19 protein-coding genes are annotated in these 21,332 nt (G+C 63.4%); 9 read left to right on the top strand and 10 right to left on the bottom strand.

Features of this window, described 5'->3' with window-relative positions:
• The first annotated feature begins 12 nt into the window (after positions 1–12).
• Positions 13–639, top strand: a complete 627-nt coding sequence (locus FFS45_RS01725) for a 2-hydroxychromene-2-carboxylate isomerase (RefSeq protein WP_249362535.1) — start codon at positions 13–15, stop codon at positions 637–639.
• Here the strand turns inward: FFS45_RS01725 and FFS45_RS01720 are convergent.
• Positions 636–1,547, bottom strand: coding sequence for a LysR substrate-binding domain-containing protein (locus FFS45_RS01720; protein WP_137952935.1), 912 nt, complete (start codon positions 1,545–1,547; stop codon positions 636–638). The genes FFS45_RS01725 and FFS45_RS01720 overlap by 4 nt on opposite strands.
• Before the next feature lie 178 nt (positions 1,548–1,725).
• On the opposite strand from FFS45_RS01720, the gene FFS45_RS01715 reads away from it, so the two are divergent.
• Positions 1,726–2,106 carry a GFA family protein gene (locus FFS45_RS01715; RefSeq protein ID WP_137952934.1) on the top strand — a complete coding sequence of 127 codons (381 nt, stop codon included), beginning with the start codon at positions 1,726–1,728 and terminating at the stop codon, positions 2,104–2,106.
• Positions 2,100–2,738 (top strand): glutathione binding-like protein, encoded by a 639-nt coding sequence (locus FFS45_RS01710; RefSeq protein WP_249362534.1) that lies wholly within the window; start codon positions 2,100–2,102, stop codon positions 2,736–2,738. The genes FFS45_RS01715 and FFS45_RS01710 overlap by 7 nt, the downstream gene beginning before the upstream one ends.
• Here FFS45_RS01710 and FFS45_RS01705 read toward each other — a convergent pair.
• From FFS45_RS01705 to FFS45_RS01690, 4 genes are all read right to left on the bottom strand, one after another.
• On the bottom strand, positions 2,735–4,168 hold the full coding sequence (locus FFS45_RS01705) for a metallophosphoesterase (RefSeq protein ID WP_249362532.1): 1,434 nt from the start codon (positions 4,166–4,168) through the stop codon (positions 2,735–2,737). The genes FFS45_RS01710 and FFS45_RS01705 overlap by 4 nt on opposite strands.
• A gap of 132 nt (positions 4,169–4,300) precedes the next feature.
• Positions 4,301–4,558, bottom strand: coding sequence for a DUF2866 domain-containing protein (locus tag FFS45_RS01700; protein ID WP_137952933.1), 258 nt, complete (start codon positions 4,556–4,558; stop codon positions 4,301–4,303).
• Between the two features lie 178 nt (positions 4,559–4,736).
• A complete protein-coding gene (locus FFS45_RS01695; RefSeq protein ID WP_137952932.1) occupies positions 4,737–6,167 on the bottom strand; it encodes a cytochrome c peroxidase in 1,431 nt (476 codons plus the stop codon).
• 133 nt (positions 6,168–6,300) lie between these two features.
• A complete protein-coding gene (locus FFS45_RS01690; RefSeq protein WP_137952931.1) occupies positions 6,301–7,968 on the bottom strand; it encodes an alkaline phosphatase family protein in 1,668 nt (555 codons plus the stop codon).
• 546 nt (positions 7,969–8,514) lie between these two features.
• Between FFS45_RS01690 and FFS45_RS01685 the strand changes: the two genes are divergently transcribed.
• Positions 8,515–9,615 (top strand): DUF484 family protein, encoded by a 1,101-nt coding sequence (locus FFS45_RS01685; protein ID WP_137952930.1) that lies wholly within the window; start codon positions 8,515–8,517, stop codon positions 9,613–9,615.
• Between the two features lie 56 nt (positions 9,616–9,671).
• Here the strand turns inward: FFS45_RS01685 and gcvA are convergent, their stop codons facing one another.
• Complete coding sequence (gene gcvA / locus FFS45_RS01680; RefSeq protein ID WP_137952929.1) at positions 9,672–10,628, bottom strand: transcriptional regulator GcvA; 957 nt, start codon at positions 10,626–10,628, stop codon at positions 9,672–9,674.
• A 148-nt stretch (positions 10,629–10,776) separates the two neighbouring features.
• Here gcvA and FFS45_RS01675 point away from each other — a divergent pair, with 148 nt between their 5' ends.
• Complete coding sequence (locus FFS45_RS01675; protein ID WP_137952928.1) at positions 10,777–11,553, top strand: hypothetical protein; 777 nt, start codon at positions 10,777–10,779, stop codon at positions 11,551–11,553.
• A 91-nt stretch (positions 11,554–11,644) separates the two neighbouring features.
• Here FFS45_RS01675 and FFS45_RS01670 read toward each other — a convergent pair whose 3' ends face one another.
• From FFS45_RS01670 to FFS45_RS01660, 3 genes are all read right to left on the bottom strand, one after another.
• Positions 11,645–13,405 (bottom strand): penicillin-binding protein 2, encoded by a 1,761-nt coding sequence (locus FFS45_RS01670; protein WP_137952927.1) that lies wholly within the window; start codon positions 13,403–13,405, stop codon positions 11,645–11,647.
• Positions 13,406–13,543: 138 nt separating this feature from the next.
• The gene (locus FFS45_RS01665) at positions 13,544–14,167 is read right to left on the bottom strand and encodes a trimeric intracellular cation channel family protein (RefSeq protein WP_137952926.1); all 624 of its coding nucleotides are present in this window, start codon (positions 14,165–14,167) and stop codon (positions 13,544–13,546) included.
• A 228-nt stretch (positions 14,168–14,395) separates the two neighbouring features.
• Entirely contained in the window at positions 14,396–15,937 is a 1,542-nt protein-coding gene (locus FFS45_RS01660; protein ID WP_137953098.1) for a methyl-accepting chemotaxis protein, read from the bottom strand.
• A gap of 751 nt (positions 15,938–16,688) precedes the next feature.
• Between FFS45_RS01660 and FFS45_RS01655 the strand changes: the two genes are divergently transcribed.
• The 4 genes from FFS45_RS01655 to FFS45_RS01640 all read left to right on the top strand — a co-directional run bounded on the left by FFS45_RS01655 (position 16,689) and on the right by FFS45_RS01640 (position 21,095).
• On the top strand, positions 16,689–17,006 hold the full coding sequence (locus FFS45_RS01655) for a hypothetical protein (RefSeq protein WP_137952925.1): 318 nt from the start codon (positions 16,689–16,691) through the stop codon (positions 17,004–17,006).
• 146 nt (positions 17,007–17,152) lie between these two features.
• Positions 17,153–18,856, top strand: coding sequence for a phosphoenolpyruvate mutase (gene aepX / locus FFS45_RS01650; RefSeq protein ID WP_137952924.1), 1,704 nt, complete (start codon positions 17,153–17,155; stop codon positions 18,854–18,856).
• Positions 18,853–20,028 (top strand): phosphonopyruvate decarboxylase, encoded by a 1,176-nt coding sequence (aepY, locus tag FFS45_RS01645; protein WP_137952923.1) that lies wholly within the window; start codon positions 18,853–18,855, stop codon positions 20,026–20,028. Before aepX ends, aepY begins: the two co-directional genes overlap by 4 nt.
• Positions 20,028–21,095, top strand: coding sequence for a 2-aminoethylphosphonate aminotransferase (locus tag FFS45_RS01640; RefSeq protein ID WP_137953097.1), 1,068 nt, complete (start codon positions 20,028–20,030; stop codon positions 21,093–21,095). The genes aepY and FFS45_RS01640 overlap by 1 nt, the downstream gene beginning before the upstream one ends.
• A gap of 84 nt (positions 21,096–21,179) precedes the next feature.
• Here FFS45_RS01640 and FFS45_RS41540 read toward each other — a convergent pair whose 3' ends face one another.
• Positions 21,180–21,320, bottom strand: a complete 141-nt coding sequence (locus FFS45_RS41540; RefSeq protein WP_171029522.1) for a hypothetical protein — start codon at positions 21,318–21,320, stop codon at positions 21,180–21,182.
• Between the last annotated feature and the right edge of the window lie 12 nt (positions 21,321–21,332).

The following is a 21,332-nucleotide window of genomic DNA, read 5'->3' as shown; positions in this document are numbered from 1 at the left end:
GGAGCCTGCCCCATGACTGCACCGGTACCCGATCAGACTCAGCGTGCCATCGATTTCTGGTTCGACTTCGGCAGCAACTATAGCTATCTGAGCGTGATGCGCATCGAGGCGCAAGCGGCCATGCATCGGGTGACGGTGTGCTGGCGGCCCTTCCTGCTGGCGCCGGTGTTTCAGGCGCTGGGCTATGAAACGTCGCCGTTCGTGCTGCAGAAAGAGAAGGGCGAGTATGTCTGGAAGGACATGGAGCGGCAGTGCAGAAAATATGCGCTGCCGTGGCGCAAGCCGACGGTCTTTCCGCGGCGTGCCCTGCTGCCGTTGCGAGTGGCGCTGCGCGGCGCCGACGAACCCTGGATCGGCGCATTCTGCCGCGCGGTGATGCTGCTGAACTTCTCGCAGGACCGCGACATCGATTCGCCGCAGGCCGTGAGCGAGGTGCTGACGCAGCTCGGCTTGCCCGCGCAACAGCTCATCGCGGACGCACTGGGCGATGACAACAAGCTGAAATTGCGCGAGCAGACTGCGCAGGCGCGAGCCCAAGGCGTGTTCGGCGCACCGACGTTCTTTGTCGGCGCGGAGATGTTCTGGGGCAATGACCGGCTGGACGAAGCGCTGGCGTTCGCCGCCCGCCCGGCGGACTAAGCGCCGCCCGCCTGCGCCTCGGCTTCGATCCATGCCGCGACCTGGCGCACTTCGTCGCGCGCCTCGCCGTCCGCATGAATCAGCCAGTACGCATGGGCCGTATCGCTCGCTTGCAGTGCGGGCGCAAGCTGGATCAACTGTTGCGTTTCGAGCAGGGGCTGAATCAGTTCGAGCCGGCCGAGCGCAATGCCGTGGCCCGCGAGTGCCGCCTGGATCACCTGGTCGTACTGGTTGAAGTGCAGCATGCCTTGCGGCCGCGCCCGCTGCAATCCGTGCGCGGCCAGCCAGTCGTGCCACTGCAGCCAATGATGGTGAGCATCGTCGAACTCCAGCAGGGCGTGTTGGGCGATGGCACGCCCCGAGCGCAGCGTTTTGATGCCAAGCGAGGGATGCGCCACTGGCGCAACCGATTCGCCGAACAGCCGCAGTGCCCCGGCGGGCGCAAGCGAAGGCGAGGTGTAGCGAATCGCCAGATCGATGCCGTCGCGACGCAAGTCGACAAGGCCGTTGTTGGCGCTGACCCGCACATCCACGCCGGGATGAAGCTGCTGAAAGCGGCTGAGCCGCGGCAGCAGCCACAGCCCCGTAAAGCCGATGCTGGCGCTCAAGGTGACGGGGCGTGGCACCCCGCTTGCGGTGATTTCGGCGAGCACGTCCTGCATCTGTTGCACCGCCCCGTCCGCGCTACGAAAGAGCCGTTCGCCCTCGGCGGTGAAGGCGATGGCGCGATGGCCGCGCACCAGCAGCCTGACGCCGAGCCGCTCTTCGAGCGCATGGATCTGGCGGCTGACGGCCGACTGGGTCACGCACAGATCCTGCGCGGCGAGCGTAATGCTCATGCGCCGGCCAACCGCGACAAAGCCGCGAATCAGGTCCAGCGAGGGAAGGCGGACGAGTGGAGTTGACATTCCTACCACGCATGTGAAGCACGAAGTGGACTGATTGGAGCATACGCCCTTGCAGGGCGCAACCGGCCGGAGCGCGAGCCGCTTTCCTACTGACAGCACGCTGGCAGTAGCCCCTCCCTAGAATGACCCTCAACATGACGTGAAAGCCTTTCCCATCAGCGGTTGCGGAGATTTAGCCATGAAGAAGACTTACCAGGGCAGTTGCCATTGCGGCAAAGTACGATTCGAGGCGGATATCGACCTGAACAGCGCGAACGGCGGCCGGCGCCGCTGCAATTGCTGGATCTGCGCGCGGCAGCGCGTCTCGGAGACGCTGGTCAAGCCGGAGGACTTTCGCCTGCTGGCCGGCGAATCCGAACTCGGCGACTACCAGTTCGGCACGGGCGGCGGCCACCATCTGTTCTGCCGGATCTGTGGGGCCGCTACCTTCGGGCGCGGCGTGATGGATGCAACGGGCGGCGAATACGTGTCGATTGCCGCTACCTGCCTCGACAACGCCAATCCGGCGCTGATGCCGCGTCTTGTCGCGAGCGCGCCGCTGGGAGCCGCGCGATGCTGAGCCTCTACTTTGCCCCGCTGGCGTGTTCGCTCGGCACTCGCATCGCCTTGTACGAGGCGGGCGCGCACGTCGAATATATCCAGGTCGACACCACGCTGAAGCAGTTGCGCGACGGCTCCGATTTTTATCCGATCAACCCGCTTGGACAGGTGCCCGTGCTGCGTACGGAGGAGGGCTGGCTGCTGAGCGAGAACACGGCGATTCTGCCTTACGTCGCCGATCGCTTTCCTGCGGCGCAACTGGCTCCGCCGGCCGGCACGTTGCAGCGCGCCAGGCTGCAGCAGTGGCTGGGTTTTATCGGCACGGAACTGCATAAGGCGGTGTTCGTTCCGTTGCTCGATCGCCGCGCGCCGGAGGAGGTCAAGCGTTATGCGCGGGATAAGGCCGCGCTGCGGCTCGGCATCTTGCAGAAGCACCTCGCCGTCAACGACTATTTGCTCGACCGTTTCAGCGTAGCAGATGCCTATCTGCTGGCCGTGCTCAACTGGGCGTCCTTTACCGGCGTGGGTCTGGCGGAATGGCCGGCGGTTAGTGCTTACTTCAGGCGGTTGCTGGCGCGTGCGAGCGTCGCCGAGGCGCTGTCGGAGGAACAGGCTCTCTACAAGGACGAAGTCGCACGGCGAGCGCGCTAGGCCTTCTGCTTTTTCATGAGCGCCCTGAGTTCCGCTCCCGCCTTGGGACGGCCAAGATCTGTGGCGGTGAAATGGCCGATCATGCGGCTGTGCAGATCGACCGTCACATAGTCGTTGGGCGCTTTGGCGTTCACGCCGTCGCTTGCCGAGTGATACTCGATGCGCAGTTGCGCCTCGTTGACGATGATCCGCAGGTAGCCGAAATTGACGTCGTCGTAGTTCTCCAGCACCACTTCGTCGGTGCTTTTGCCGGCCTTCTGTATCACCTGCGGCACGCGCAGTGCGGTTTCGCCGTGTCTGGTGAGTTTCGCCAGACCGTGGCCGCCGTTGCCGCACACCACGTACGGAATCTGTGTGCCGTCGGCGCCACGGGTGCGCGTAAAGCGCTGATAGTTGTGCGCGTGCCCCGACAGGAACGCATGCGGCCAGACACCGGTCTTTTCGCAGATGCTATCGATCTGCGCCAGCAGTTTGACGCTCCAGCCGTGACGGGACACGGTGTAGGGCGGGTGATGGTCGGCAATCAGCAGCGCACCCCGATACTTCTCAGCCTTGACGCGTTTGAGCGCCGCCTCGAGAAAAGCGAGCTGGGATTCGCCAACGTGCTTGTTGTCGGCGATCACGCCTGGGTCTTCGAGCGTATTGCTGTAGAGCACCAGCACGCGCACGAACGGCGCTTCGAAGGTGAAGAACACGCCGGGCTGAATTTGCGCGGTGCGCGAAAGGCCACCGGCATCGGGCGTGACCACAAAGCCCTCAGCGCAAAAGTTGCGCAGATAGGCCGCGAGACTCGTTGCATGCGCTTCGGGAGAGATCATGCCGTCGTGATTGCCCGCGCACGCGAGAATCGGCGCCGGGTAGTCGCGGTAGGGTTCGTAGAACTGATCGTAGTAGTACTTGCCTTCGCCGAAGTCGTAGACCACGTCGCCCAGCATCAGCATGAACTGCGGCACTTCCTTGGGGTCCGCTTCGACGAAGTCCGCCGTCATCTTGTCGGCCACCTCGTTTTGCGTGGCCGGTCCCTTGGTGTTGCCGCAATCGCCGGTTGAATGAAACACCATCTGGCCGCGCTTCTCGATCTGCTTCACCGCGTCCTTGTTGCCGCCCAGCACCTCGGTGAGTGTCAGTTGCGGTTCAGTCCCGCCGCGCGGGGGCGGAAACGGCAAGGGAAACAGCTTGTGCTCCGCGTTGAGCTTGTCGATTTCCTTGTAGACGTCTTTGTCGGAAGGGTGACGGACGCGAAAGACGGTCGGATCGGCCGTGGGTTCCGGTTGCGAGAAGACGGGCTGCTGCAGCTCGCGAGGGGCGAGCGCCGACGAACTGCTCGAGGTGACGGCGGAATCGGCCAGCGACTCGGTGCTGGCTGAAGTAGTGGACGATTTGCGGCGGGACTTGGTTTCTGCTGATTTCGACTTCGCTTTGGCGGCCACGCGAGCACTCCCAGGATGATGTGGGGGCAGGCATGCGCCGCAGTCTACGGCGAAGCAAACACGGCGCACATCCTGCCTGCAGTATATGAAAAGCCGGAAATTTTGCAGAACCGTGACGCCATGACGATCGAGTCAGCTCTCGCCGTGCTGGCAGAAGCGGCGCCCCGGAACATGCGAAACCACAGCCTGAGCGATTTCAAGCGGCGTGCTTTCGGCGGGGACGACGCGGCGGCATGAATCGGGCGTGTGCTTCATCGTCCATTCGACCAGCCGGTATGAGCGTCCCCACGGAGGCTGCAGCGGGTCGGAGACCGTGCAGGATTGAATCTGGCGCACCCAATCGTGCTCGGGCATGGCCCGCAGATGTTCGAATACCGTATCTTCAACCATGGTGTGTGGTTCCCTCGCAGGAAGGCGCTGCATCGTGCGATGCGCCGGCGGCACCCCTCGGTTAAAAAAACGCCGCCGATACTCAGGCGGCTCAACAGGGGATGTTGAGCGCCATAGTTGCAGGGAAGAATTAAGCCAGACTTAAAACCACGCCGGAAAGGCGTGGTCCGTACAGAAGTTAACGATTGACGTCGTAGCCGTCGTTAAGCGTTTGCAGAAACGCGATGATGTCGCGCATTTCCTGATCGGTCATGGCCGGCTTGTCGCCGAACTTGCGATCGAACGGGGCGTCGGTGAAATCGACGTTGGCCTTATATTGCGGCGGAATGTCGTCGAAAACCTGGATCTTGCCGTCGGGGCCGCGCGGATAGATCTTCGCCGGATCGGTATTGCGGACGTTGTAGAACGTCATGACCTGGTCGAGCGTGTGATACACGCCGTTGTGGAAGAACACCTTGCGGGTGGCCGAATTACGCAGCGTCGGCGTGAGGAACATGCTGCAGTATTGCTTCTGATCGGTCAGGTCGGTACGGAAAGGACCGCAGATGCCAATGTCGAAGAAATGCGGGTCCTTGTTCTGCTGTAGCGCCGGATTGCGCGGTACAGCGAGCGCTTCGTACTGGAAGTCCGTGAACATCGGCGCAAAACCGTCGCGGCTCGGCTTCGAGAGGTGGCAGCCGGCACAATTGGCCTTGTCCGGGTCGTTGAACAGGCGCAGGCCGCGTAGCTCGGTCTGCGTGAGGCGCGCCTTGCCCTCCAGCCAGTAGTCGTACTTGCTGGTGTACGGATGGAACGAATTGTCTTCGAACTCGTAGCGGCCAATTGCGAACATGGCTTCGGCAACCGCGAGGCGCGAGTCCTTGAAGATGTTCGGTCCGAACAACTGGGTAAAGGTGTCGCGGTACGGCGCCTTTTGCAGCTTTTGCGCGACTTCGTCGATGCTCGTGTTGGCCATTTCGACGGGGTTCATCATCGGACCGGAAGCCTGTTGCTGCAGCGTGTCGGCGCGTCCGTCCCAGAACATGCCGCCTTGCGGCACCATTTGCGGGGCGGCGGGCGCGGCGCCGGCGGTCTTTTGCGCTTTCTGCACGCCGGCGTTTTGCGTGGCGAGCTGCGCGACGCTGACCGGGTCGTCGTTTTCTCCGCTGTCCGGGCCGATGCTGAAGTTCGGCTGGCGGTTCAGGTACATCAGCGACGGCGGCGGGCGATAGCCCTGGAGCGTCAGGTGCGGTCCGCCGAGTTGCGCGGCGAGGTCGTTGGGCGGGCCGTATGCATGATCGGGACTATGGCACGAGGCGCACGACTGGCGCCCGGACGCCGACAGCGCGGGATCGAAAAAGAGCTGTTTGCCAAGCAGTGCCACGGCGCTGAGCGGTGCGGTGGGCGCGCGCTGCAGGACGATCGGATGCGGATTCGCGCCGGTCAGGTTCTCGACGATTTCGCCCACTGAGTCGGGCGTCTTTTCGGGAAAAACGACGGCGAATGCGCTGAAGGCGATCGCTGCGACAACGATGCCGACAAGTCCCCAGAGGAGCAGGCGAGTGCCGCGGCGGGCCGGTTTTTCGCTGAGGGGAGGGGTCTTCAGAGGCGAGGTGGAAAGCTCGGTCATGTTTCGATTCACTACGCTGAGGCGACCAGAAAAATGAAAACCGTGTTGCCGCCCGCAAGGGCTGCAACACGGCACCGCAACTACCCGCTCCGCGGGCGAGAAACTCGCCTGGAGCGGGGTCCGCTGAGTCTGCTTAGAGAGCCGGCGGGGTCGAGACCGGCGTGCCCAGGTTCTCGTCTAGGTACAGGGTCGGATTCGTACCGCTGCCGCTGAAGTTGAACATGCCCATGATGCTGCCCGAGGTCGAGTCGAACGAACCGCCGCCGAGGCGCGTGCCATTGAGCCAGTTGTCTTCGATGAAGCGAACCACCGAAGTCTGGTCGACCAGCGTGTGATCGACGTAGTTGACCTGGGCCCACGGCGAAATCACCACCATCGGAATGCGCGTGCCCGGACCGCAACGGCCGTTGGCTGCGCCGCCGTTCACGCCGGCCGGCGCCGTGCCCGTGCCGCAAACACCCGAGCCGTTCAACTGGTCAGCCTGGCTGTCAAACGATGCGTGCGTCGGCGTCGTGTAGGCATGGTCGTACCAGCCGTCCGAATCGTCATACGTCACGATCACGGCGGTGCTCGCCCAGTCCTTCTGCTGCTGCAGGAAGTTGACGACCTTCGTCACGAACATCTGCTCGTCGAGCGGGTCCGAATAGCCGGCGTGGCCGTCTTGCGCTGCCGGTGCCTTCAGGAAGCTCACCGACGGGTAGTTGCCGGCCTGAACTGCGGCGAAGAAATCGTCCGTGTCGTACTGGTGGTTAGCCGGTTCTGCCGTCTTGCCGTCCGTTTCCAGGCTCGAGCCGATCGCTGCTGTCGAGCTCGGACGCGTGTGGTTCGGGTTGGCCGTCGAGGCGTAGTACTGGAACCAGTTGTGGTGCGGAACGTAGTCGGCCGTGGCGGCGCCAACTGCCGTGGCAAGCGTGCTGCGCTTGCAACCCGTGGTGCCGTTCGAGTTGGTTTCGGTCAGGTTGAAACCGCCCATGAAGCCGCCCCACGTGATGCCCTGTGCGTTCAGCAGGTCACCAATGTTCTTGCTCGTCAGCATGCCCGTGTCGGTCGTGCTCGAGCACAGGTCGTTGGCCGGATCGACGTCGCCGATCAGCGTCAGGCCGCCCTGGCCGTCGTTGATGTAGTACGACGACTTGGCCAGCGTCGAGGGTTGCTTGGTCGTCTTGACGATCTGGAAGCCGTTGGTTTCACCCGATACTACGTCCAGCGCGCCCGGCGTCGAAGGACCGTAGTCCGTCGTGTAGGCGTTGTCGTTCATGGCGAAGTTCTGCGCGTAGTTCCACAGCGCCGTCACCGTGTTGCCGTCGAAATAGCCCATCACCTGGCCGGTCGTGCCGAATGCGCCGGCGCCGCCGCTCGTGCCGTTACCCGTGTACTTCGGGAACAGGTCGGCGAGGCCGTTGTCGTAGGCTTGCTGCTCGGGCGTATAAGCGTGGTTCTGGTCGGCCGTCGCGGCTTGCGTGCGGTCGAGGCGGAACGGGTTAGCTGCGCCCGTGCCGTTCAGCGTGTTGGTCGAGTTCGGGTTCGCGGTCAGCAGCGTGCCCGTGAGACCGTTGACCGTCGGCGTGCCCGACGCTGCCTTGAAAGCCGGCTCGCCACTCGGGTTGGTGGCATTCGGATAGGTGCCGAAGTAGTGGTCGAACGAGATGTTTTCGCCATAGATCACGACCAGGTGCTTGATCGGGGTAGCGGTTGTCAGCGCGTCCTGGGGCGTTGTCGAAACTTTGTTGCCGCCGCCGCAGGCAAACAAAGCGAGCGCCAACCCGGCGCTGGGGATTGCAATCAAGGCTCGACGCAACATTTAACGTGACTCCCAAAGATGGTGGTTTTTCGTTGTTCGGGTCTTTGGCACCGGCTTTGCGTTAAGCGCTGACGTTGGCCACGCTCACACTGCGCGAAAGGGTGCAGACCTTTAGGGGACGTGATGTGAAGCGTCCGCATTGAACCATTTGGGTATGAATGTATGGAGACGGTCAGCTTTCGTTTGTATTATTTAAAGAAATAAAACTGTAAGAAGACGGCTGAGGGCCGCTGCTGGCGGCTGTGGGTCCCCTATGTGTGCTGCATTGAGTCAGGCGGCTGTTCAAGTCACTTTTGTTTCACAACGATGCGAATTGCTTGAAATGATTTCGCCTGGCGACTGCTTAATGGCGTTTTGCTTTGCAAAAACGGAATAGTTTTAAAGCGGCTTTAAATGAACGCGTCAATGCACCGGGTTGTACCGTTTCATCAGCGGCGGCCCCTGCCGCTGGCGCGACCCGGCCCTCAAGACTGCGTAAAAATGGCCGTTATTAAAGCGGTTGGGGCCGCCGACCCCGTTTTGCCCTAGGGCTGTCTCATTGCTAACGTGACCAATCTCGCCCAAACGCCACTTTCCGACCGCCTGCGCGCGCTTGTCGATACCGTGCAGCACAACGAGCGCACGCTGCGGCGCTTCCAGGATGTGGAATTACGCCTGATCGGTGCCCAGGATTTCGCCTCTTTCCTCGATACGCTGTTTGTCCACTTGCCGCAGGAATTCGCGCTGGCAAGCGTGAGCGTGTGGCTCGACGACCGCGCGCCGATGCTGCGCGATCTGCTCGAGCCGGGCGCGCTGCGCTCGCTCGACCTGCACAACCTGAGAACCAGCCGCGAAGGAGGCCTGGCGGCCTCGCGGCTATGCGCTGCGGGCCGGCCCTGGCTTGGCCGGGTAAGCGGGATGGACGAGGCGTCGCGCGTGACGTTTTTCGGCGACGGCGCGGTGCCGGCCAGCGCGATCGTGTTGCCGCTGACGGCCGGCGAAAAGGCATCCGGTTATCTGTGTCTCGGCAGCCAGGACCCGGCTCGCTTCGGCGAGGGGATGGCGACCGATATTCTCGAACGCTTCGCCAGTATCGTGACGGCGAGCCTCGACAATGTCGCGCACCGCGAGCGGCTCAAGCAGCTCGGCATGACCGATTCGCTGACCGGCCTCGCCAATCGCCGCTATTTCGACGAGCGGATGCGCGAGGAGATCCAGCGCGCGGCGCGTTACGCGCTGCCTGTGGCGTGCCTCTTTATCGACGTCGACAGTTTCAAGCGTATCAACGACACCTATGGCCACCTCACCGGCGACCGGGCGCTCGCGGCGGTGGCGGCGTGTGTACGGCAGCAGGTGCGGCTCGGCGACACGCTGGCTCGCTACGGCGGCGAGGAGTTCGCCGCGCTGCTGCAAGGCGACCGCTCCGATGCGCTGATCGCCGCCGAGCGCGTGCGCCATGCGGTCGAACTGCTCAATCTGCAGGACGACAACGGCGAGCGGATTGCGTTGACAGTATCGATTGGCGTCGCGGCCCGTACGATTGTCGGCGGGGCGATGGACGCGGCCGAACTGGGGCAGTCGTTGATGGAGGCGGCGGATCGCGCGATGTATCTCGCGAAGAATAACGGACGGAACAGGGTGGAAGTGATGGAGGAAGGGGCGGATTGATTCAACCTTGAGTTGAGTTGGCCGCCTTGCATGGGACAGGAGTAAGCGCTAAAGCGCTAACTCCTTTCGACAGCGAAGCCAGGGTGCCGGGCGGCGTCTGGGGACGAGTCCGCCTGCGCGAGAAACAGCCGGATTTCGTCAGCGAGCCAGTCGCGCAACGCGCACACCTTGGGGTCGTGGCGGCTTCCGATGCGATAGACGAGGTCATGCCCCCGCTCAGCCTTGAGACAGAACTGCGGAAACGGCGCAACCAGACGTCCGGCGGCAATGTCGTCCGCCACGATCACGCTGCGCCCCAGCGCCACGCCTTCGCCGCGAATCGCCGCCTCGATGGCGAGGCTCCCATGACTGTAGGCCGGACCGCGGCCACTGCGATCGCTGTTTACACCCGCTAGCGCAAACCACTGCTCCCAGTTGGCCAGCATGCGGTCCTCGTGCAGCAGGGTACAACTCGCAAGACTCGCCACGGAAGACAATCCGCCCATTTTTGCCAGATAGTCAGGACTGCAAACCGGAGTCACAGTTTCTTCCAGAATCCGTTCGGCGAGGACGCGCGGATAACGGCCGCTGCCGTAACGGATGGCTACGTCCGCTTCGCCGTCGTTCAGATCGACATGCGTGTCGGTCACGTCAAGGTGGACGTCGAGTTCCGGGTGCAGGGCCTTCAGCCGATGCAGTCTTGGTGCGAGCCACTTGTTCGCGAAGGAAACGCTGGCGTTGATTTTCAGGCGCGTCACCGTGTCGTGGGCCCGAAGGCGTTCGGATTCCTTCGTCAGTTCCGCCAGTGCGCGGGTAACAGCCAGTAGAAATTCGGCGCCGGCTTCGGTCAGGACGATACGCCGGGTGAGGCGCTGAAACAGCGCAACGCCCAGGTGATTTTCGAGCGTCTTGATGTGCCGGCTCACTGCGCCGTGGGTGACGTGCAGCTCTTGCGCTGCCAGCGTCATGCTCAACAGCCGCCCGGTTGCTTCGAAGGCGCGCAGCGTTTGCAGAGGGGGAAGCCGGTCGAACACAATGACGATACGTGTGAGTTGTACTCACGCATTATATGACGACAAATGGTTTGTCAGCCAGGATCGCCGCCCTCAATATTTGCAGGCAGCCGCGGGGCGCCCCGCGCGTCCCTCAAAGGTTGGCACTCTCAAGGTTGTTTCGGTAATCATGGATCTTCTTGTTTTCAAACTCGTCGTCACGCCGCTGTTGCTGTTGGCTGCATCGCTCGCGGTTCGCCGTTGGGGCGAAGCGATTGGCGGGTTTGTGGTGGGGCTGCCGCTCACCTCGGGACCCATCTCGGTGTTCCTGGCGCTGGAGCATGGACCGGCCTTCGCGGCCCAGGCTACGGCGGGCTCGCTTGTCGCGACGGCTGCGCAAGCCGCCTTTTGCTTTGTCTATTGCAGACTGGCGAGGGTGGGCTGGCCCGTGGCCCTGGCGGGCGCCTGCGCGACGTTTTCCATCGTGGCCGGCCTTCTGCAATTGAGCGCGCTGCCGGAGACCAGCCTGTTTCTGATTGCCATTCTGGCCGTCGTGCTCGCGCTGAACTTCATCCCCGTGAACGCCGCCAGAGCCGGCAGGCTCGATCCGCCCTGGTGGGACTTGCCCTCGCGCATGGTGCTCATTGCCGGCCTTGTAGTCAGTGTGACGTTGATTGCGCCTTATGTCGGGCCTAAAACGAGCGGTGTGTTGGCGTCCTTCCCGTTCATGGCAATCATCCTTGCGGTTTTCGCTCACCGCATGATCGGCCACGCAGCGGCGCAGCAATTGATGCGCGGTATGGCGGCCGGACTTGCGGGCTTTGCCGCGTTTTTCTACGTGCTCAGCCTGACGTTGACGCGCCTGAGCCTGTTTGACGCTTATGGTTGCGCGATTCTCTGCACGCTCGCCATACAGGCGGTCTCGTTGTACCGGATGCGTCTTCCGGTCGCCGTGCCTGGCGAGTGAATGGAGTGAGCGTGAGCCAAGGGTGTGGACGCGGCGCAAAGCGCTGCCTCCTGTCTGGCCGGCGCGCTCGCCGGGAATCGCCGCCTGACCTTCACGCGTCCGGCGGCACTCCCAGCAACTGCAACGCACCACCGGTCACCGCGCCGAACACCGGGCCGGCCACCGTGCCGCCGTAGAATGCCCGCCCGGCCGGGTCGTCGATCATCACGGCCACGATCAGGCGCGGATTGCTCATCGGCGCCATGCCGACGAACAGCGCGCGGTAGCGGTTCTTCGCGTACGTCGCGCCAATCTGTTTGCGCGCCGTGCCGGTTTTGCCGCCCACCCGGTAGCCTTCAACCGCGGCGGCTCGTCCCGTGCCGCCCGGCCCGGTTGCCATTTCGAGCATCTCGCGGATGGCACGCGCGGTGGCGGGCGTCGTCACTGCGTGTTCAGCGCCGGCCGCAAGTGGCCCATCATCGGTTTCACCGGCCTCACCACCCATCTCGCGATCGAGCGGGTCTGCCAGCAGCAGGCGGGCCGGATGCAGCGTGCCGTCGCCGGCGTAGGCGGTGTAGACCTGCGCGAGCTGCAGCAGCGAAGCCGACAAGCCGTAGCCGTAAGCCATCGTCGCCTGCTCGATGGGACGCCAGCGCCTGAACGGCCGCACCTTGCCGGCCGCGGCACCGGGAAAGGTCAGCTCGGGCCGCCGGCCCAGCCCGTATTCCTGGTACTTGTTCCAGATGGTCTCGGCGGGCAGGTTCAGCGCGAGCTTGGCGAGCGCAATGTTGCTCGACTTCTGCACGGCTTCCGCCACGGTCATCACGCCATGATTCGAGGTGTCGTGAATCACCGCCGGTCCGATCTTGTACCAGCCGGGCGACGTATCGATCAGGCTCTGCGGCCCGACCTTGCCCTTGTCCATGGAGAGCGCCACCACCACCGGTTTGATCGTCGACCCAGGTTCGAACGTATCGACCACCGCGCGATTGCGCAGTTGCTTGCCGCTTAGCCGGGTGCGGTCATTCGGATCGAAGCTCGGGTAGTTTGCCAGCGCGAGGATCTCGCCGTTGCGTGCGTCCAGCACCACCACGCTGCCGGCTTCCGCGCTGTGCTTTGCAATCGCCGCCTTCAGTTGCGCGTAGGCCAGTTGCTGGATGCGCCGGTCGATCGTCAGGCGGATCGTCGCGCCGTTATGCGCCGGCACGAGCGGGCGCGTGTCCGACACCGCCCGGCCAAGCCGGTCGCGGATCACCTCGCGTTGCCCGGCCTCGCCGTTCAGTTGCTGGTTGGCGGCGAGTTCGACACCTTCCTGGCCCTGATCCTGGATATCCGTGAAGCCGACCACGTGCGCGGCCGATTCGCCTTCGGGATAGAAGCGCTTCGAGTCGGCGATCTGCGTGATGCCGGCAAGCCCCAGCTTGTCGATTCGGCTCGCGGTGTCTGCGTCCACCTGGCGTTTGAGCAGCACGAACGCCTTGTCGGCGGCGAGACGTCTGCGCAGCTCGGCGAGCGGCACTTCAAGCAGGGTAGCGAGCGGCGCGAAATTCACCGCGTCGAGCAGCTTGGGCGTGGCCCAGATTTCATACGTCGCGAGGCTGACCGCCAGCATCGAACCGTTGCGGTCGACGATCCGGCCGCGCGTCGCATCGAGTTCGATGGTGCGCTGATAGCGCTTCTGGCCCTGTCCGACGTAGAAATCCTGATTGACTACCTGGATCCAGAAGGCACGTGCCGCCAGCGACCCGAAGGCCGCGAACACCAGCAGGATGACGAATTTTGAGCGCCACATCGGCAGAGTCGATGCAAGCACGGGGTTTTTGGCGACCGGCGCATACGGGTCGTGCGGCTGCGATTTTTTCTTCTGGATCATGAATGCGGATACGGGCAGCGGAGATGACCTGCGGCAACTGGCGGCAGCCGGCAATGCTGCTGGGCCGGCCATCCATCCGCTCGACGCTGCCCGAGCGTGCTCCTTGTACGGCGGCGCACGCGCTGGGCGTGCGCCGGGTTAGTGTGCGCCGCCCGTATCGGCGGCGGTGAAGACCTTGAGCTGCCAGCGAAAACGCACGGCCAGCATGCGCACGGTGAAGCCGCTGACCAGCACCACTAGCGAGGCCGGCCCTTGCGCCAAGCCGGTGTGCTGCAGGCCCAGATAGAGTGCCGCGGCCCCTAAGGCAATGCTGGCGTAGAGATCCTGGCGCAGCACCAATGGCATCTCGTTGCACAAGAGATCGCGCAGCATTCCGCCGCACACGCCAGTGATCGCGCCCGCCAGCATTACGATCAAGGGGCTCACGCCGAGCGTGACGGCGATATCGCAGCCGATGATGGTGAACGCGATCAGGCCGATCGCATCGACGCTCACGAACAGCCCTTGCAGGTTGCGCAACCACTTGGCGCCGGCCGCGGCAGCCGCTGCAGCCGTGATTGTAATAAGAACGTAATCTGGATGCGAGATCCACGCAAGGGGGTAGTGGCCGAGCAGGACGTCGCGCACCGTGCCGCCGCCCAGCGCGGTGACGGTGCCGACGAGGCACAGGCCGAAGCGGTCCATGCCGCGGCGCATGCCCATCAATGCGCCGGACATGGCTTCAGCGACGATCGCGATCAGATAGAGGGTGTGGAGCAGCATGGCCGAAAACCTTCGTCGCCGCGCCAGCCGCCCGCTCCCTGGTGGAGCGGGCGGCTGGCGCGTGAAAAGGGGCCATTATGCGAAGCGCGGAGCGAGGATGAAAATTCGTTAAGGAGAATTCGGGGAGGCCAAATTCTGCTTAGGTTGCTTGCCGCTGCCGGCGTTGTGCGCGTGGGCAGCGGCTCCTGCGGTGGGACGTGCCGCCAAACGTGCCGCCAACTCAGCCGTTCAGGCCGGCAGCGCGAAACTCGAGATCGCCTCGCGCAGCACGCCGACCTGATCCTTCAGCGAGTGCGCCGCAGCGGCCGCTTGTTCGACGAGCGCCGCATTCTGTTGCGTGACCTGATCCATCTCGCCGACGGCGCGATTGACCTGCTCGATACCGGCGCTCTGTTCGCGCGAGGCGTGACTGATTTCCTCGAGAATTTCGTTGACGCGGCGCACCGACTGGACGATCTCGCCCATCGTCGAACCGGCGTTGGCGACGAGCGACGCGCCGGCCTCGACGGTGTGCGTCGAGGTTTCGATGAGCGCCTTGATTTCCTTGGCGGCGGTGGCAGAGCGTTGGGCGAGGCTGCGCACTTCCGCGGCGACGACAGCGAAGCCGCGGCCCTGTTCTCCGGCGCGGGCCGCTTCAACGGCCGCATTGAGCGCGAGGATGTTGGTCTGGAAGGCGATACCGTCGATCACGCCGATGATGTCGCCGATCTGCCGCGAGCTATGGGTGATTTCGCCCATGGTGCGGACCACGTCGTCGACGACGCGGCTGCCGCGCGTGGCGACATCCGCAGCCTGGCCGGCGAGCTGCGCGGCCTGGTTGGCGCTCTCGGCGTTCTGCTTCACGTTGACGGTCATCTGATCCATGCTCGACGCGGTCTGGACGAGTGCGGAGGCCTGCTGTTCGGTGCGTTGCGAGAGATCGGTGTTGCCGGCAGCGATTTCGGTGGCGCCGATGTTGATGTTTTCGGTCCCGGTGCGCACGCGCGACACGGTTTCGACGAGCGAGGACTGCATCGTATGCAGGGCATGCAGCAGACTGCCGGTGTCGCGCTGGTTGACCGGCACGCCCACGGCGAGATTGCCGGTAGCCATGCGTTGCGCTGCGACGACGGCGATTTCGAGCTCACCGCCGAGGGTCCGGCGCACGCTGCGCAGCACGAGCATCATGACGATGCTGGCGATGCCGCCGAGCACGACGGTGATGGCGAGCCAGACCAGCAGGTTGGAGTAGAAGGCTTGCTGGACGTCGTCCATATACATGCCGCTCGTGACGTTCCAGTCCCAGGGCGCGAAGCGCAGTGCGTAGGTTGTTTTTGCGACTGGCTGATCGTGACCGGGCTTGGGCCACAGATAGTTGTAGAAGCCGCCGCCGACCTGGTTGCCGGCCTTGACGAGATCGAGGAACAGATGATTGCCGGCGGGGTCGGTGAAGCCGGACATGTCCTTGCCGTTGAGTTCGGGCTTGATGGGGTGCATCAGCATGATCGACTGCGAATTGCTTACCGAGACGTAGCCGTCCGTGCCGTAGCGGACGGACGCGAGCGCGGCGAGGGCCTGTTTCTGGGCGTCCGGTTCGGCGAGGGTGTGCTGCTGGGACAGCGTGTAGTAGTGGTTGACGATGCTGATGGACTGCTGGACGACAGCGGTGAGCTGATCGCGGCGCTCAGAGATCATGGTGGCGCGGTTTTGCCACGCACCGAAGCCGCCGATCAGGATCATGCCGATCCATAGCACGACGATCATCGACCCGAGTTTTTTGTTCAAGGTCATGGTTTGCATAGGGCAGGTTCCATCTTTGGGGTTGCTTCGGGGGTTTTTCGCCTGCTGCGGGCTACAGACTGTGGCTATGCTGTTTAACGGCTGAGGTGGGTTTTTTGCGTAGCAAGGGGAAACCCTAGTTTTTTGGTTTTTCTTTTTTGTCTGATTAATGGTTTGGTTTTGGGTTTTTCTTATGATGTTTGGTTGGTGTTCCTAGGGGGGGCCTTTCCTTGTTGTGTTATCGGTCTATTAGCGTTGCCCCTGTGCGGGGCGGCACCTACTTTTCTTTGCCGCCGCAAAGAAAAGTAGGCAAAAGAAAGCGGGCTCACACCGCCAGCCCTTAGATGTCCACCACTGGAATTAATTCGGAGTGGTCCGAGACAAGACCATCTCTCGCATTTTCCCCGTTAGTGACAAAGGACTCATCCGCTCCAGCGTCGCGCTTCGCGCCCCGCCGACAGACATAACCCCTTCTTCATGCGTTCGTGGGATGCCAATTTCCTGCCAATTCAAGCATCTCCGTTATGTTTTGCACTGGTTTCAATGCAACTTCCACATGCAGGCTGGCATAGGTGCATTTGAACTGGTGGGGCCATTCCTCAAGAGGCATGCCCAATCCCCCCTGAATGACCTGACTGCCGCGCACGTAGTGTGCGGGCAGGATGAATGAATGCTTTGTCACTAACGGGGGAAATGCGAGAGATGGTCTTGTCTCGGACCACTTCGAATTAATTCCAGTGGTGGACACCTAAAGGCTAGCGGTGTGAGCCCGCTTTCTTTTGCCTACTTTTCTTTGCGGCGGCAAAGAAAAGTAGGTGCCGCCCCGCACAGGGGCAACGCTAATAGACCAGAAGCAAAACAAGGAAAGGCCAACCCCAAAATAAAACCAAAAAAATACAGAATAAAACCAGAAACAAAAAATAAAAACCACCCAGGCGAAGCCAAAAAAGAAAGCCCTAAACCAACGAAGCTAGAGAAATATAAGAAAAGACAAAAAACACCACATTTCAGCATAAATCGCCAAAAAATCACATCCAAAAAGCGAAAACCGCAACCATCCGCTATAGTCACTTACTTTTAACATCCAAGGCCGCAGCACACCCGAGTGACGCAGTCATGAAACAACCATGACCGTCCCGTGCCGCGCGGCCAATGAAAAACCCGAACACCGCGCCTGCGGCAAACAAAAACCGCCGCTCACGCAATCACGCAGGAGCAACCACGAATATGAACGCCCGCGAACCCGCCTTCGTCTCCGCCTCGCGCAGCAGCCGTCTGCGTCAGATGCTCACCAGCACCCAGCTCGAATTCATCATGGAGGCCCACAACGGCCTCTCCGCGCGGATTGTCCGCGAAGCCGGTTTCAAGGGCATCTGGGCCTCGGGTCTCGCCATCTCCGCCCAGTTCGGCGTGCGCGACAACAACGAGGCAAGCTGGACCCAGGTCGTCGATAACCTCGAATTCATGGCCGACGCCAGCGATCTCCCCATCCTCCTCGATGGCGATACCGGCTACGGTAACTTCAACAACGTTCGCCGGCTCGTGCGCAAGCTCGAACAACGCGGCATCGCCGGCGTCTGTATCGAAGACAAGCAGTTCCCCAAAACCAACAGCTTCATCAACGGCGAACGTCAGCCCCTCGCCGAAATGGACGAGTTCTGCGGCAAGATCAAAGCGGGTAAAGACTCCCAGACCGACGAGGATTTCTCCATCGTCGCGCGCGTCGAGGCGCTCATCGCCGGTTGGGGCATGGACGAGGCGCTGCGCCGCGCCGAGGCCTATCGTCAGGCCGGCGCCGACGCAATCCTGATTCACAGCAAGCTGTCGCGCCCCGACGAGATTCTCGAATTCGCCCGCGAATGGGCCGGCCGCGGACCGCTCGTGATCGTGCCGACCAAGTACTACAGCACCCCTACCGAAGTGTTCCGCGAAGCGGGTATCAGCACCGTCATCTGGGCGAATCATCTGATCCGCGCTTCGACCTCCGCCATGCAGGCCGTCGCCAAGGAAATCCACGCCAGCGAGACGCTCGTCGACGTCGAAGACCGTATTGCTTCGGTTAACGAAATTTTCCGTCTGCAGGACGCCGACGAATACTCGGAAGCCGAAAACCGCTATCTGTCGGCTTCGCGTGCCTCGGCTTCGGCCGTCGTGCTCGCCGCCAGCCGCGGCGCGGGTCTCGAAGCCGTGACGGCGGATCGCCCCAAGGTCATGCTGCCGATCGCCGGCAAGCCGCTGTTGCGCTGGCTGGTGGATGCGTTCAAGAAGCAGGGCGTCAACGACATCACGGTGGTCGGCGGCTATCGCGCCGATGCCATCGAAACCGCCGGCATCAAGCTGGTCGTCAACGAGCGGCATGCGGAAACCGGCGAACTGGCGTCGCTCGCCTGCGCCGTCGATGCGCTCAAGTCGGACACGGTCATCTCCTACGGCGACCTGCTGTTCCGCAGCTATATCGTGCGCGATCTGGTCGAAAGCGAAGCGCCGTTTAGCGTCGTGGTCGATTCGTCGCCGACTGAGTCGGTCAATAAGAGCGTGCGCGATTTCGCGTGGTGCTCGGCGCCGGACGATCGCGGCCTGTTCGGCAACAAGGTGCTGCTCAAGCGCGTCTCGAGCGAGCTGCAACAAGACGCTTCGAGTGGGGCCGGGCAGCCGGACGGCCGCTGGGTCGGCCTGTTGAACGTGCGCGGCGCAGGGCGTGAGCGTCTGCAAGCTGTGCTTGCCACGCTGCGCGCGCGTCCGGATTTCGACAAGCTCGATATGCCCACGCTGCTCAACGCGCTGATCGATGCCGGCGAGGCGATCGAAGTGCAATACGTGCACGGCCACTGGCGCGGTGTCAACGACCTCGAAGATTTCCGCCGTGCCGGTGATTTCGCCCATGCGCAAACGCCGCTCGCCTCGGGCGCCGCTGGCGGAGAGGCGCAATGATCGAGGCTGCACAGTTTGTCGAAGCGGCGCGCGCGCGTGGCTTCGACTGGTATGCCGGCGTGCCGTGCTCGTACCTCACGCCGTTCATCAACTACGTGCTGCAAGACCCGTCGCTGCATTACGTCTCGGCGGCCAATGAGGGCGATGCGGTGGCGCTGATCGCCGGCGTTACACTCGGTGCACAGAACGGCCGCCGCGGCGTCACGATGATGCAGAACTCGGGCCTCGGCAATGCCGTCAGCCCGCTGACGTCGCTGACCTGGACGTTCCGGCTGCCGCAGCTGCTGATCGTCACGTGGCGCGGCCAGCCCGGCGTTGCCGACGAGCCGCAGCATGCGCTGATGGGACCCGTCACGCCCGCCATGCTCGACACCATGGAGATTCCGTGGGAGACGTTCCCGACGGAGGCGGACGCGATCGGTCCGGCGCTCGATCGTGCGATCGCTCATATGGACGAGACCGGCCGCCCGTACGCGCTCGTCATGCAGAAAGGCAGTGTCGCGCCCTATGAGTTGAAACAGGGCGAGAGCGTGGCACGCCGCACGCCGTGCGCGCCGCAAGCGCAGTGGCGCGGTGTGACCGCGGATGCCTTGCCGTCGCGGCAGGCCGCCTTGCAGCGGGTGATCGCACACACGCCGCCTGAATCGACGGTGGTGCTGGCATCCACCGGTTTTTGCGGCCGTGAACTGTATGCGCTCGACGACCGCCCGAACCAGCTGTACATGGTGGGCTCGATGGGCTGCCTGACGCCGTTCGCGCTCGGTCTCGCGCTGACCCGTCCCGACCTGCACGTGGTCGCTATCGATGGCGATGGCGCCGCACTGATGCGCATGGGCGTCTTCGCTACCCTCGGCGCGTACGGTCCAGGCAATCTGACGCACGTTCTGCTCGACAACGGTGCGCACGATTCGACCGGCGGCCAGGCGACCGTCTCCGCGCAGGTGTCGTTTGCCGGCGTCGCGGCCGCATGCGGCTACGCATCGGCGCTCGAAAGCGACGATCTGGCCGTGCTCGACGAAGTCCTCGACGCGCCGCGAGTGAGCGGTCCGCGTTTCGTGCGTCTCGCGATCCGTCGCGGCACGCCCGATGGCTTGCCGCGCCCCACCATTACTCCGCCCGACGTGAAGACGCGCCTGATGCGCCACATCGGCACCGCTCAAGGAGCCCAATGATGCTGTTGCTCAATCCCGGCCCGGTGACGCTGACCGAGCGCGTGCGCCAGAGTCTGCTGCAACCGGACCTGTGCCACCGCGAGAGCGAGTTTTTCGATCTGCAGGAAGAAGCGCGCACGCGCCTGTTGCGGATTTATGAGCTTGATCCTGCCGAATGGCAAGCCGTGCTGATGACGGGTTCGGGTACGGCCGCGGTCGAAAGCATGATCGCCGGTCTCGTGCCGGAGAACGGCAAGCTGCTGGTGATCGAGAACGGCGTGTACGGCGAGCGCATCACGCAGATTGCCAGCCAGTACCGTATTGCGCACGAAGCGCTCAAGCACGACTGGATGCAGGCGCCCGACCTCGGCCGGATTGCCGCGCGGCTCGACGCCGGCGAGGGCTTTACGCACGTGGCGGTGATTCATCACGAAACCACCACGGGCCGCCTGAACGATCTGCAGGCGCTGGCTGCGGTCTGCCGCGAGCGCGGTGTGCGCCTGCTCGTGGATGGCGTGAGCAGCTTCGCCGCCGAAGCGATCGATTTCGCCGATAGTACGATTGCCGCAGTGGCGGCCACCGCCAACAAGTGTCTGCATGGCGTGCCGGGTGCGTCGTTTGTGGTGGTCCGGCGCGAAGCGCTGGCGCAGGCGGCGAGCCGCACCTACTATCTGGACCTCGGGCGTCTCGCCAGGCTGCAGGATCAGCGCAATACGCCGTTTACGCCGTCGGTGCATGCTTATTACGCGCTCGTCGAAGCGTTGCGTGAACTCGAAGACGAAGGCGGCTGGAAGGCGCGTCACGCGCGCTATGCCGCGCTTGCCGAGCAGGCTCGCGCGGGCCTCGCCGCGCGTGGGATGGCGAGCGTGCTGCCGCCGGAGCAATCGTCCGTGGTGTTGCGCGCTTACCGGCTGCCCACCGGCATCAGCTATGTGCAACTGCACGATGCCCTGAAGGCGCGCGGTTTTGTCATCTACGCGGGGCAAGGCGGCCTGTCGGCGGAACTGTTCCGCATCTCGACCATGGGCAATATCCATGCTGCGGATGTCGAGCGTCTGCTGCAAGGTTTTACCGAACTGACACGCTAAAGCTGCGGCGTGCTGCGTGCTGCCTGAGCCGCGTTCGTCACCTGTGTGGCGGCGCCGTGCAGCGCGCACACGATGCGTGGCGCTTCACACCGGGTCTTTGTCCGGCGGCCCCTCGGGCCGTTGCGGTTCGTCGTTGTGATGACCGGGTGAGGGCGGCACGAAGGGTTCGCCCTCCGGATCGCGCGTCGGGTCCGCAAGCGGGTCGGGAATCGGAGTGGTATGCATGCGGCAAATCAT

It is taken from the genome of Burkholderia sp. 4M9327F10 (assembly GCF_005503145.1).
Classification (GTDB): Bacteria; Pseudomonadota; Gammaproteobacteria; order Burkholderiales; family Burkholderiaceae; genus Paraburkholderia.
The sequence above is the reverse complement of the archived record's forward strand: the minus strand, read 5'-3'. Positions and strand labels throughout refer to the sequence as shown.

Coding starts and splice junctions, on each gene's coding strand:
- FFS45_RS01725 (WP_249362535.1), top strand. CDS start 13: ATGACTGCACCGGTACCCGATCAGACTCAGCGTGCCATCGATTTCTGG.
- FFS45_RS01720 (WP_137952935.1), bottom strand. CDS start 1,547: ATGTCAACTCCACTCGTCCGCCTTCCCTCGCTGGACCTGATTCGCGGC.
- FFS45_RS01715 (WP_137952934.1), top strand. CDS start 1,726: ATGAAGAAGACTTACCAGGGCAGTTGCCATTGCGGCAAAGTACGATTC.
- FFS45_RS01710 (WP_249362534.1), top strand. CDS start 2,100: ATGCTGAGCCTCTACTTTGCCCCGCTGGCGTGTTCGCTCGGCACTCGC.
- FFS45_RS01700 (WP_137952933.1), bottom strand. CDS start 4,558: ATGGTTGAAGATACGGTATTCGAACATCTGCGGGCCATGCCCGAGCAC.
- FFS45_RS01695 (WP_137952932.1), bottom strand. CDS start 6,167: ATGACCGAGCTTTCCACCTCGCCTCTGAAGACCCCTCCCCTCAGCGAA.
- FFS45_RS01690 (WP_137952931.1), bottom strand. CDS start 7,968: ATGTTGCGTCGAGCCTTGATTGCAATCCCCAGCGCCGGGTTGGCGCTC.
- FFS45_RS01675 (WP_137952928.1), top strand. CDS start 10,777: ATGGATCTTCTTGTTTTCAAACTCGTCGTCACGCCGCTGTTGCTGTTG.
- FFS45_RS01670 (WP_137952927.1), bottom strand. CDS start 13,405: ATGATCCAGAAGAAAAAATCGCAGCCGCACGACCCGTATGCGCCGGTC.
- FFS45_RS01665 (WP_137952926.1), bottom strand. CDS start 14,167: ATGCTGCTCCACACCCTCTATCTGATCGCGATCGTCGCTGAAGCCATG.
- FFS45_RS01660 (WP_137953098.1), bottom strand. CDS start 15,937: ATGACCTTGAACAAAAAACTCGGGTCGATGATCGTCGTGCTATGGATC.
- aepX (WP_137952924.1), top strand. CDS start 17,153: ATGAACGCCCGCGAACCCGCCTTCGTCTCCGCCTCGCGCAGCAGCCGT.
- aepY (WP_137952923.1), top strand. CDS start 18,853: ATGATCGAGGCTGCACAGTTTGTCGAAGCGGCGCGCGCGCGTGGCTTC.
- FFS45_RS01640 (WP_137953097.1), top strand. CDS start 20,028: ATGCTGTTGCTCAATCCCGGCCCGGTGACGCTGACCGAGCGCGTGCGC.
- FFS45_RS41540 (WP_171029522.1), bottom strand. CDS start 21,320: ATGCATACCACTCCGATTCCCGACCCGCTTGCGGACCCGACGCGCGAT.